The sequence below is a fragment of the Burkholderia pseudomultivorans genome, assembly GCF_001718415.1.
Lineage (GTDB): Bacteria > Pseudomonadota > Gammaproteobacteria > Burkholderiales > Burkholderiaceae > Burkholderia > Burkholderia pseudomultivorans_A.
The window spans coordinates 2,790,367-2,801,849 of sequence record NZ_CP013378.1 but is presented as its reverse complement, the minus strand read 5'-3'; the positions used below and the strand labels follow the sequence as shown (position 1 = coordinate 2,801,849).

The 11,483-nt window shown below is 70.5% G+C and carries 10 protein-coding genes and 1 pseudogene; 5 read left to right on the top strand and 6 right to left on the bottom strand.

Annotation, left to right across the window (positions count from 1 at the left end; genetic code table 11):
* The gene (bcsB, locus tag WS57_RS25235) at positions 1-2,316 is read right to left on the bottom strand and encodes a cellulose biosynthesis cyclic di-GMP-binding regulatory protein BcsB (protein ID WP_059518362.1); all 2,316 of its coding nucleotides are present in this window, start codon (positions 2,314-2,316) and stop codon (positions 1-3) included.
* 305 nt (positions 2,317-2,621) lie between these two features.
* On the opposite strand from bcsB, the gene WS57_RS37265 reads away from it, so the two are divergent.
* A complete protein-coding gene (locus WS57_RS37265; RefSeq protein WP_155741242.1) occupies positions 2,622-2,849 on the top strand; it encodes a hypothetical protein in 228 nt (75 codons plus the stop codon).
* A 42-nt stretch (positions 2,850-2,891) separates the two neighbouring features.
* On the opposite strand, the gene WS57_RS25230 is transcribed toward WS57_RS37265, so the two are convergent.
* From WS57_RS25230 to WS57_RS25215, 4 genes are read right to left on the bottom strand one after another with little or no spacing between them, the layout of a single operon-like run.
* Positions 2,892-3,344 carry a hypothetical protein gene (locus tag WS57_RS25230; RefSeq protein ID WP_059518364.1) on the bottom strand — a complete coding sequence of 151 codons (453 nt, stop codon included), beginning with the start codon at positions 3,342-3,344 and terminating at the stop codon, positions 2,892-2,894.
* Positions 3,344-4,732: a phosphatase PAP2/dual specificity phosphatase family protein gene (locus tag WS57_RS25225; protein WP_059518366.1), complete on the bottom strand. Its 1,389-nt coding sequence runs from the start codon at positions 4,730-4,732 to the stop codon at positions 3,344-3,346. The genes WS57_RS25230 and WS57_RS25225 overlap by 1 nt, the downstream gene beginning before the upstream one ends.
* Positions 4,729-6,498 carry a bifunctional alpha/beta hydrolase/class I SAM-dependent methyltransferase gene (locus WS57_RS25220; RefSeq protein WP_040127173.1) on the bottom strand — a complete coding sequence of 590 codons (1,770 nt, stop codon included), beginning with the start codon at positions 6,496-6,498 and terminating at the stop codon, positions 4,729-4,731. The genes WS57_RS25225 and WS57_RS25220 overlap by 4 nt, the downstream gene beginning before the upstream one ends.
* Positions 6,499-6,557: 59 nt before the next feature.
* A complete protein-coding gene (locus tag WS57_RS25215; RefSeq protein ID WP_009691629.1) occupies positions 6,558-7,163 on the bottom strand; it encodes a CDP-alcohol phosphatidyltransferase family protein in 606 nt (201 codons plus the stop codon).
* Positions 7,164-7,610: 447 nt separating this feature from the next.
* On the opposite strand from WS57_RS25215, the gene WS57_RS25210 reads away from it, so the two are divergent.
* Together WS57_RS25210 and WS57_RS25205 are read left to right on the top strand one after the other, a co-directional pair.
* Positions 7,611-8,240 (top strand): lysophospholipid acyltransferase family protein, encoded by a 630-nt coding sequence (locus WS57_RS25210; protein WP_040127171.1) that lies wholly within the window; start codon positions 7,611-7,613, stop codon positions 8,238-8,240.
* A gap of 34 nt (positions 8,241-8,274) precedes the next feature.
* Complete coding sequence (locus tag WS57_RS25205; RefSeq protein ID WP_009691631.1) at positions 8,275-9,204, top strand: phosphatidate cytidylyltransferase; 930 nt, start codon at positions 8,275-8,277, stop codon at positions 9,202-9,204.
* A 30-nt stretch (positions 9,205-9,234) separates the two neighbouring features.
* Here WS57_RS25205 and WS57_RS25200 read toward each other — a convergent pair.
* Positions 9,235-9,432, bottom strand: a pseudogene (locus tag WS57_RS25200) (topoisomerase IV); the annotation flags it as partial.
* Between the two features lie 265 nt (positions 9,433-9,697).
* Between WS57_RS25200 and WS57_RS25195 the strand changes: the two are divergent.
* Positions 9,698-10,489: a response regulator transcription factor gene (locus WS57_RS25195; RefSeq protein WP_059600914.1), complete on the top strand. Its 792-nt coding sequence runs from the start codon at positions 9,698-9,700 to the stop codon at positions 10,487-10,489.
* Positions 10,490-10,653: 164 nt separating this feature from the next.
* Positions 10,654-11,475 (top strand): carbon-nitrogen hydrolase family protein, encoded by an 822-nt coding sequence (locus WS57_RS25190; RefSeq protein ID WP_069244980.1) that lies wholly within the window; start codon positions 10,654-10,656, stop codon positions 11,473-11,475.
* Positions 11,476-11,483: the final 8 nt, after the last annotated feature.

Below are 11,483 nucleotides of genomic sequence, written 5' to 3'. Positions count from 1 at the left end.
TCACATCCCCCGTCGACGCGCGGCGATCCGCTGCAGCACGCTGAACACGCCGAGCGCGAGCAGCAGGCCGGCGACCACGCCGACCGCGCCGAGCACGACCGGATGCCGCGCCGCATGCGTCCACACGCGCGCATACCACGGCACGAAGCCGACCACGTACGGCTCGCCGACGCGCAGGCTGTCGACCGTGCCCGGCCGCACCAGCGCGAGATCGCCCTGCAGCTGCGAGACGAGGCCCGGCTTCTGGAACACGTCGAGCAGGTCGCCCAGGCGCGACGGCTCGGTCGCCGTCAGCGCGACCACGCTGCGACCGTGGCTGGCCGGCAGCTCGAAGCCGGCCAGTGCCGCGAGCGGACCGGTCTGCTCGATATTCGCGCCGCCGTCGGCCACGCCGACGCCGTTGCGCCAGCGCTCCTTCACCGAGAACGCGACGCGCGCCGCGCCGGCGCCGCCCGGCTCGCCGATCGCGAGCGGCAGCGCGGCGCGCCAGTGCGCGAGCAGCGGCGACGACGATGCGCCGTCGATCACGAGCAGGTCCTTGCCGCCCGCCAGCGCGGCGACCTCGCCGGCCCGCACGACCTGCACGCGCAGCGCCGGGAAGCCAGTCCACTCGCCCATGTGGCCGAGCATCGTCAGGTAGGCCTCGAGTTCCTGCGGCGACGGCCGGTCGGGCATCACGACGGCCGTCTGCGACAGGTCCGCGAAACGCGTGAACGGGAAGCCGCTGTTCGCGAAGAACGCGAGGTTCGGCAGCTGTGCGTAATGGACGAAGTGCGAGAAATCGATCGTCGAATCGGGATCGATCGCCGCGCGCTGCGGCTCGTTCGCGGTGCTCGAGCACAGGCCCGTCTTCTGCGAATCGAGCGTGAAGCGGAACTGCAGCTGGTTGCCGCTGCCGACGCGAAACGCGGGAATGTCGACGTCGCTCGTCACGCGCCCTTCCGGCACCGACAGCAGCGGCAGCTGCAGGCGGCCGCGCGCGTCCTCGGCGCGGGCCGGCGCGAGCCGGTACGACTTGACCAGCTGGTCGTTGATCTCGACCGCGAGCGTCGAGTTGTCCTGCACGGTCGGCGCCGTGTAGCGGTAGCGCAGCGTGATCGGCACGCCCGCGCCGTTCCACGAATGGAGATCGGCCGGCACGCGCAGGTTCAGCCGGATCGCGTCGGGCGTCGTGCCTCGCACTTCCAGCTCGCGCGGATCCGACACGAGTTCGCGGAACGCGATCGGCCGGTTGACCGGCAGCCAGCGCGGCGCATCGTACGGCTTGCGCGGCGCGCCGGGATCGACGTGCGCCACGGTCGCCGTCGGGCCCGACAGCGCCGCGCGGCCGAGCACGAGGGTCGCGACCGCATCGTCGACCTCGGCGGCGGTGCGTCCCGTGACGACGAGCAGCTTGCGGCCCGGCGCGGCCGGATTGTCGACGATCGCGAGCGTCGGGCCGCCGACGGTCGGCAGCGCGAGCGCCGCCGGCAGCGTCGCGACCGTGCCGATCACCACCGCCTGGTCGTCGGACGGCAGCGCCGTCGAGACGGGGAAGCGCGCATGCCGGTAGTCGGCCAGCGCGCCGAACCACGACGCGAGCACGCCCGCGCTGCGCAGCGTCGCCGAATCGGGCGAGGCGGGCAGCACGAACGGCAGCCGCACGAGGCCGTTGTCGCGCCGGTCGAAGAACGGTGCGGGCAGCAGCGCGAGATCGTTCGGCAGGCGCACCGGCGCCTCGTCGAGGATCAGCTCGCTGGTCGGGCTCACGTCGGCCCACAGCGCCGAATTCGCCGGATCCTCGCAATGGTCGAGCGTGTAGTGCGCAATCAGCCGCAGCCCGATCTGGTTGAAGTCCGAGAAATAGCGCGGATCGATCGGAATGTCCTGCGTGACGGCGCGGCCCGCATGCGCGGCGTCGAACGGGACGGTCGCGACGACCTCGCCGTTCACCGACACCTTCAGGTGCGACATCGGAAACACCAGCGCCGGCGAATACGCATAGGTCAACCGCAGCCGCGCGCCCGTCACCACGCGGTCGAGCCGCACGCCCGCGTTGATGGTGCGCACGTCGTCGGCGCCGCGCAGGCGCAGCGGGTCGAACGCGCCGAGCGACGCGAACGGCTGGTGCACGGTCACGGCCGGCCGGCCGGCGAGCGGCGCGCTGCTTGCCGCGGGCGCTGCCGCCGGAACCGCCGCGGGCTCGCTCGCGGGCGCCGCGGCAGCGCCGGACGCCGCCGCGGGCACGACCGGCGGCGTGGCCGCCGCCAAGCCGCCGACATGAAATGCGCCGGCCGCCGCAGCCAGCAGGACGAATCGCGAAGGAGCCGGCCTCATGCGCGGCTCCGTTCGGTTCGGTTCGTCCGGTGATCGATCGCGTCGGCATCGACGCGCGCAAAGCAGCTATGCCTGTGCGTGCACATCCCCTCTGCTACCCCTCATCAGTGGCCTGAACCCGTTTATCGAAACGACGCGACAGATTCTTGTGTCTGTCGCCGCCGGTTCGTCATCCGGCGCGCGCCTGGCACCGGCGTGCGCCTATTCGTCACACTATCTCAAAAATAGGACAAAGCGTGCCCCGATTCGCTCTGTCGAAGCGAAGAAAACCCAATCCGGTCGAAACTGCTGCGCAGGAGAAAAGAATGGCAAGAATTACGGCACGGCTGCCGGCCGGGCCCGATCGCCGACCGGCCGGCGGCGACCCGTTGCGGGCCGCCCGACACGCGCTGCCGCGTGGGCGGCGCGTATGCTACCGCAATGCCGCGACGCCGGGCGTGCTTTCTTCGCGAAAAAGTGACCTGGATCAAATCGCGGCGCCGTTTGTCCTGACCCGCGAAGCCGGGCAGACGCCGCCCGCACGCGCGACGTGAACGCCGCCGCCGTCGGCGGCAAGCGCAGCCGGTACGGTCGCGTCAGCCGATCTGCGGCACCGCGATCGCGATCCCGACCACGAGCCACTGCACGATCGCGACCAGCACGGCCGCCCGGCACAGCCCGACCGCGCCGCGCACGCGCGCATCGAGCGCGCGGCCGGCCTTGCCTGCGTCGATCCAGCCGAGCTCGGTCAGCGCGCGATCGAGCGCGGCAAGCCCGTCGTCGGTCGACGCGTCGCCCGCTACCGCACGCGCGAGCGCGGCGAACAGCCGCCGGTCGATCTCGATGCGCACCGCGTACCAGAGCGCGGCAATCCCCGCCCCCGTGCTGACGACCGCCAGCAGCACGCGCGCGATCGTCGCCGGCGCCCAGCCGGCCGCGATCCACCAGCCTGCGCCGGCCGCGGCCAGCGCGGCCGCGATCGCCCACGCGCCCGCATCGAGCGCGCCGCGCGCCGCGGCGATCCGGAACGGGGCGGACGGGTCGCGCATCAGACGCGCCCCGTCGCGCGGCGATCGATCCAGTCCTGCAGCACGGCCACGCCGTCGTCCGACCACACCGCATGCGGCCGCACCGCGCGCACTGCAGCGAGTGCGTCGCGCGCATCGGCAAGCCCGCGCCGCGCCGCGAGCCACGCGGCCGCGCACAGCACGCTGCGCCCGTAGCCGAGCGCGCAGCAGACCAGCACGTCGCGGCCCTCGGCGTGCAGCCGCTCGAGCGCCGCGACCGCCCGCGCGAACTGCGCGGCGCTCGGCGCGACCAGGTCGAGCTGCGGCACGGCCGCATAGGCGAGCGACGCATCGGCCGCCGCCCAGCGCGGCATCTCGGCCGTCAGGTCGACGAGCGCCGTGAAGCCGTGGCGTCGCAGCTCGCGCGTCGTCGGCGTGCGGCCGATCGACATGCGTTCGTCGATCCGCACCGGCGCCGGCTGGCGGAACGTCCATACGCGCGAATTGACGAACGCGCCGGCGATCGTCGGCGCGAGCAGCCAACGGACCGGCACCGGGAAGCGCCCCTGCGCGTCCTTCTGGAACGCGCCGGGCGCGCCGCGCCAGTAGATCCATGCAACGCAGCCGAGCGCCAGCGCGACCCAGCCGGCGAGGAGCGCCCAGCCGGGCGCGCGCGGCACGCAATACAGCGCGCCGAGCGCGACCAGCGCGGCGGCGGCCGCATAGCGACGCGCGAGCCGGCGGCCGGCCGCGCCCGGCGCCGCGCCGGCGTCCGGCAGGCGGCCGGCCGCATCGCGCAGCGGAAACAGGAACAGCGCGAGGCAGCCGACGGCCGCGCCGGTCGGCACGTCGATCGCATGATGCTGATAGGTCGTCAGCACCGACACGCCGATCGCCGCGAACCACAGATGCAGCACCATGCGCGCGAGCGTGCCGCGCAGATGCTGCGCATAGACGGCCCACAGCACGACGAGCAGCCCGATGTGCAGCGACGGCGCCTGGTTGTACGGCTTGTCGAAGCCCATCAGCAGCGTGAACAGCGCGCCGGCGACGCCGCCCGCCTCGGGCCGCTCGAAGCCGAAGCGCAGCGGCCACGCGATGAAGCACGCGACCGACACCAGCTGCACGGTCAGCAGCCGCTTCACGTGATCGAGCAGATCGTCGCGGCGCGTCCAGAACAGGAACGACAGCGCATACAGCAGGTCGATCGACCAGTACGGGACGATCGTCCACGGCACGAACGGAATCGCATGCTCCCAGCCGAACGCGAAGGTCGGCACCGCCGCGCGACGCGCGGCGAGCCAGTTCGCGAACCCGTAGGTGGAGAAGAACACGGCGCCCATCGCCGCGAGCCAGCCGATGCGCAGCGCGAGCGACGCCTCGGACGCGGGTGCGGCCAGCCCGCGCGCGTCGCTGCCGAGTTCGCTCATGACGCGTCGACCCGCTGCGCGAGGCTCACCGTGAAGATGCCCATCTCGTCGATCCGCTGGTCGAGCTTGCGAAAGCCCGCGCGCGCGACCAGCTCGTCCATCTCGGCCTGCGAGCGGCGGCGCATCACCCAGGTCGCGTCGCCGCGATGATTGTTCAGCGCCCGCGCGATGAATTCGAGCTGCGGATGCCATGGCTGCCCCGTATAGACGAGATAGCCGCCCGGCGGCACCGATTGCGCGAGCCCGCGCAGCGAACGCTCGATCAGCGCGTTTTCGCCGAACAGCTCGTACAGGCCCGACACGATCGCAAGCGTCGGGCGCGGCGCGAGCGCCGCGAGCGACGCCTCGTCGAACGCGTCGCCGCGCTCGAAGCGCGCGATCGGCTCGAGGCCGCGCTGCGCGATCAGCACGCGCCCGGCCTCGACGTTCGGCGGGCTGTAGTCGCGCAGCGTGATGTCGTCGGGCGCCGCGCCGTCGCGCTCGGCCGCCGACGCGATCGCGTCGAGCACGTAACGGCCGTGCCCGGCGGCGATGTCGACGATCCGCACCGGTTCGCCGTGGCCGCGCAGCCGGCCGATCGCCGCGCCGATCAGCTCCTGCAGATGGATCTTGCGCTGGCGGATGCCGACCCAGCCCGGCGAATCGAGATATGTGCGGTCGATCAGCCGGCCGATGCCGAAGCGCCCTTGCGCCTGGTTGCGATACACGTAGTCGAGCGTCGAGCCCGAATCGAAGCCGAGCCGCAGCCCGAGCGCGATGCCGTCCGACAGCGCGCCGCCCGCCTTCAGGCCCGCGCGCGTGATCGCCCAGTACGCGCGTGCGAACGGATTCGCGGGCGGCTTGCCGAGCGCCGCGTATTCGTCGTGGAACGCGCCGCGCCGGTCGGCGTCGGCGAGCGACACGCGCGGGCTCGGCGCATCGAATTCGCGCAGCACGAACGCGCGCAGCGGCGCGAGCGCCTGCGCGCGATCGCGTTCGCCGAGCGTGTCGTGATAGAAGCCCGGCAGCACGATGCGCTCCTTGCGCGCCGACCCGAGCCGCTCGAAGAAGCGGTCCTGCGGGCCGCGATGCACGACCCAGTCGGCGCCCGAGATCAGCAGCTGCGTCGGCACCGTGATCGCGGCCGCGTCGGCGACGATGCGCTGCGCGGTGTCGTGCAGGTCGAGCAGCATGTTGACGGCGATCGGCCGCGTGATCAGCGGATCGGCCGCATAGCTCGCGATCCGTTCGGGATCGTGCGTGAGGAATTTCGGCTTCACGTAGCTGTTCACGTAGAACAGCCCGCGCAGCTTGTGCATCAGCCGCAGGCCCGGCCGCGCGAACGGCACGTACAGCTTGATGTGGAATGCCGGCGACGCGAGGACGAGGCAGCGGATCGGCGGCGCGTAGTCGTGCGCCCAGGTCGCCGCGAGCACCGCGCCGACGCTCTGGCCGATCACCGCGATGTCTTCGATCGCGATGCCGTGCGTGTCGCGGATATGCTCGACGAAGGTCTGCAGGTCGCGCACCGATGCGGCCGCACTGGGGCTGTAGCCGCGCGCGCCGGGCGAACGGCCGTGGCCGCGCGCGTCCCATGCGAAGAACGCGAATTCGGGCAGGTCGAGTTCGTCGACGAGGTGCGCGACGCGCGCCGAATGCTCGTGGCCGCGATGCAGCAGCACGACCGCGCCGCGGCAGCGTGCGCCCGTGGCGGGCCAGTGACGATAGAACAGCGATTCGCCGTCATGCGTGGCGAACTCCGCCTCGCGCGCAATGCGTGTGCTCATTGGATCTCTCTCGTTTCGTTATTCGAATCATGTTGCGCCGCCCTCCGGCGCATCCTGCTTCAGCCGCCCTGCTCGGCGATGCCGGCCTGCACGCGCCGCACCACGGTCACGATCGACAGCACGATCAGCAGTCGCCACAGCCACGCGGCGATGCTGCCGACCGGCAGACCGAGGCCGATCCACAGCGCGAACGCGCCGAGCGCCAGCGCGCGGTCGCTCTTGCCGAACGGGCCGTCGTAGCGGCGGCTCGCGCCGACCAGCGGGCCGATCAGCCCCGCGCATTCGACGATCACGGCCGTCAGCGCGAACAGCCAGACGTCCGCCGGAGCGAACGCCGGAATCGCGAGAAACGGCAGCACCAGCGCGACGTCGGACACGATGTCGCCGAGTTCGTTCAGATAGGCGCCGAGCGTGCTCTTCTGCCCGTGCTCGCGCGCGAGCATCCCGTCGATCGCGTTGAGCGCCATCCGTGCGAACAGCCAGAGCGGAATCAGCAGGAACAGCACGCGGGCGAAGACGCCGAGCCCCGCGAGCGCGCCGACGACGATCGAGCCGCCGGCCGCGAACAGCGTGACCTGGTTGGCGGTCACGCCGCGTTCGGCAAGGGTGTCCGCGAACGGCCGCAGACGGTTCTGGAATTTGGGTTTGAGTGCGTAGAGGCTCATCGTTTTATTCGCACGTCACGTCCGGACGCATTAACCGCCGCGATGCCCCGCGCGGCGAAACGGCCATCGGCAACCTTCATTGGACGGACGTAATCGTCGCCGAGCGGCCCCGATGCGTCAAGCACACGACCGGCGCCGGCAATCTGGCATTTTTCGCGGAAACTCGCGATAATCCGCTGGCCCGAGCGCAGCGCAATCTATTCGAACTGCAAACGGGCGCGCGTGCAACAGCCGACCACCCCGCCGCCGACCGGCGAGTTCGCCGCGCACGCAATCGCGTGCGCCGACGACCCGTCCGATTATCGCGGACTTGCGACAGGCAGCCACGAATTTGAAAAAACTTAAACATGGGCCGTCCGGCGCGCATCCTGCGACGCCGGCATACCGGGATCCCGTCCGCCGCGTCCGCGCGGCGGGCCGGGCATGCAAGCTGGAGGCGCGCCGCCGATGAACATCCTGAACGTCTGGCAGCGCGACTTCCTGTTGTCGATCGTGCGTCTCGTCGCGGGTGCGTACCCGGTCTGGCATCAGGCGCCGCCCTCGCCGACGCAGAAAATCTATTTCTCGAACCATACGAGCCATATCGACACGCTCGCGATCCTCGCGGCGCTGCCGCGCGACGTGCGCGCGGTCGTGCGGCCGGTGGCCGCGCGCGACTACTGGGACAGCGGCGACCTGAAGCGGCACATCGCGCAGAAGCTGTTGAACGTCGTGCTGATCGACCGCCACCGCGAGTCGGGCGGCGATCCGCTCGACCCGGTGCGCGACGCGCTGCGCCAGGGCCACTCGATCATCATCTTTCCCGAAGGCACGCGCGGCGCCGAGGCGCTGCCGCAGCCGTTCAAGAGCGGGCTGTTCCATCTCGCGACCGAGTTTCCCGACGTTGCGCTCGCACCCGTCTATCTCGAAAACCTGCAGCGCATCATGCCGAAGGGCGCGATCTGGCCCGTGCCGCTGATCTGCAAGGTGCATTTCGGCGCGAACGAACAGTTGGGCGACCACGAGGAAAAGGCGAGCTTCCTCGCGCGGATGCGCGACGCGATCGTCGCGCTCGCGCCGCAGCGGCCCGCGGGCTGAGTGCGGCGCGCCTCTCTACTCTCCGGATATCCCTATGCGAACTCTCTTCTGGGAACTGGTCGCGGGCGTGACGGGCGTGCTCGTCGTCGCGACCGTGATCGGCGCGATCCTCGGCGCGCGCAGCGGCGGCACCAGCGCGACGATCGTCAACCTGAACCAGCGCATCCGCGCGTGGTGGGCCATGATCGCGATCATGGTGATCGCGATCGGCCTCGGCAACCACGTCACCTATCTCGTGTTCGCGGTGCTGTCGTATCTGACGCTGCGCGAATTCATCACGCTGACGCCGACCACCGCGAGCGATCACACGACGCTGTTCATCGCGTTCTTCATCGCGATTCCCGTGCAATACCTGCTGCTCGGGATCAACTGGTACGGGATGTACTCGATCTTCGTGCCGGTGCACCTGTTCTTCGCGATGTCGCTCGTGTCGGCGCTCACGCAGGACACGCGCGACTTCCTGAGCCGCAACGCGAAGATCAACTGGGCGCTGATGGTGTGCGTGTACGGGCTGAGCCATGCGCCGGCCCTGCTGATCCTCGACATCCCGCACTACACCGGGCAGAACGCGCTGCTGCTGTTCTTCTTCCTGCTCGTCGTGCAGATCAGCGACGTGCTTCAGTACGTCGTCGGCAAGCTGTTCGGGCGGCGCAAGATCGCGCCGCGGCTGTCGCCGTCGAAGACGGTCGAGGGCTTCATCGGCGGCGGCCTGCTCGCGACGCTGTGCGGCGCGTCGCTCTATCGCGTGACGCCGTTCAGCTTCGGCGCCGCGTTCGGCATCTCGCTCGCGATCGTGATCGCGGGCTTCGTCGGCGGGCTCGTGCTGTCGGCCGTCAAGCGCTCGCTCGGCACGAAGGACTGGGGCTCGATGATCGCGGGCCACGGCGGGATGCTCGACCGCGTCGACTCGATCTGCTTCGCCGCGCCGGTGTTCTTCCACCTGGTCCGCTATCTGTACGTGTGACGCGTCGCCGCGCGTCGGCCGGCGCGCGGTTCAATAGCCTTCGCGCAATGCCTTCGGCACGACGTAGCGCCCGCGCGCCGCGTCGAACCTCACCGTGTAACGCGCGTGTATGTCGCGCTCGCCGCGCGTGCCCGTTTCGATCACCGTCAGCGGATAGACGTCGTCGCCGCCCGCTGTGTCCGGCGCGATCGCGAAGCTGCGCGTCTCGCATCGCGACATGCGCCGAGCACGCAGAGCGGCGCCGCGAATCGGCGGAAGCGGTTTTTCAGGGCGTCGAAGTGCATGTCGGGTCTTGGGTATTCGGAACCGCCTGACGAAGCGCACGCCGTCCGGCTGATCATGCGGCCTCGCCATCCGGCCCGCCCGGCGTTACGATCTCGTTCTTCATCGCCGGATCCGGTCGATGCGCGGGCACACGCCCGCGCCCCGTAGCGTACACGCACCGCGCGGCGCCGCAAGCGCGCGCCGGATCCGGCCCGACACGGACACCTTCATGAACCTGAGCTTGCAGGACGTCGCATGGCACCGGTCGGTCGGACGGCTCATCGAGTCGCTCGACCAGCCCGGCTTCTGGCTGGCGCTGGTCCGGCTGATCGAGGAATACGTCGCGGTCGACAGCTGGGTCGCGCTGATGTTCGGCGACGGCCGCCCGCGCGTGTTCGCCGAATGCCCGTACGAAGGCGGCGGCCCCGACCCGCTGTTTCGCGACTACGTGCAGGGCCTGTACCTGCTCGACCCGTTCTACATCGCCAATCGCGACGCGCCGAAAAGCGGGCTGTTCCGGCTGTCCGACGTCGCGCCCGAGTGCTTTCGCGATACCGAGTACTACACGCTCTACTTCACGCACAACGTCGTCGAGGACGAAGTGCAGTACAACGTCGTGCTCGACGACGTGCGCACGCTGTGCCTGTCGCTCGGCAGCAAGCGGCGCTTCGGCCCCGAGGCGGTCGCGCTGCTCGACCTCATGCGGCCGTGGGTGGCCGCGCTGATGCGCCAGCGGCTCGCGTTCGAGCGCGCGCCGGACGAACCGGCGCCGCCGAAACGGCCCGGCGGAACGGACCGCTTCGAGCAGGCGATGGCGCGGCTCGGCACGCCGCTCACCGCGCGCGAACTCGACGTGATCCGGCTGATCCTGAGCGGCCGCTCGAACAAGGAAGTCGCGAACAAGCTGGCGATTTCGGCGGAAACGGTCAAGGTGCACCGGCGCAACATCTACGGCAAGCTCGACATCAACTCGCAGTCGGAGCTGTTTTCGCTGTTCCTGAAGGCGCAGACCGATGCGTGACAGGCGGGTCGGCGCGAAGTGCATGGGCGCTCGTGCACCGCGCAAACGAGCCCCCCTCAGCCAGCGCCCGGCGAAATCAATACCCCCGACGGGTTAACGCGTCGGCGGGATGGGAAAACGGACCGATCGGCGCATACTGGCGGCTGTCTACCGAGGGAACGCCCATGAAACTGAAGCTCGACATCGTCCAGCTCGCGGGTCGCGACGGCGACACGCGCTACAACCTGCAACGCACGCTGGACGCGATCGCGGCCTGTGCGCCCGGCACCGATATCGTGATGTTCCCGGAGGCGCAGCTCACCGGCTTTCTCGATCCGTCCAATCTCGCCGAATGCGCTGAACCGCTCGACGGCCCGAGCGTCACGGCCGTCGCGGCGGCCGCACGCGAACGCAACGTCGCGGTGGTGGTCGGCCTGATCGAGAACGACGGCGGCCGCTTCTACAACACGACCGTATTCGTCACGCCGGACGGCATCGCGCTGCGCTACCGCAAGACCCACCTGTGGGTCACCGAGCACGGCGTCGTGCTGCCCGGCGACCGCTACGCGACCGTCGAATGGCGCGGCGTGCGGATCGGCCTGCTGATCTGCTACGACAGCGAGTTTCCGGAAAGCGGCCGCGCGCTCGCCGAACTCGGGGCGCAACTGATCCTCGTCACCGACGGCAACATGGAGCCCTACCGCTACGTGCACCGCACGTCGGTGTCGGCGCGCGCGATGGAAAACCAGGTGTTCGCGGTCGTCGCGAACCGCGTCGGCGAGAGCACGCACGACGTCGTGTTCGCGGGCGGCAGCCTCGCGGTCGATCCGTTCGGCAACCTGCTGTTCGAAACCGGCGCGGTCGAATCCCGCCATGCGGTCGAACTCGACTTCGACCAGCTTGCCGCGGCGCGCGCGGTGTACGACTACCGCAAGGACCAGCGGCTGCGCGTGCACGGCGAACGCATCGAGCACCCGGACGGCCGCCGCGAGCTGCTGATTCCGTGACGGCGGCC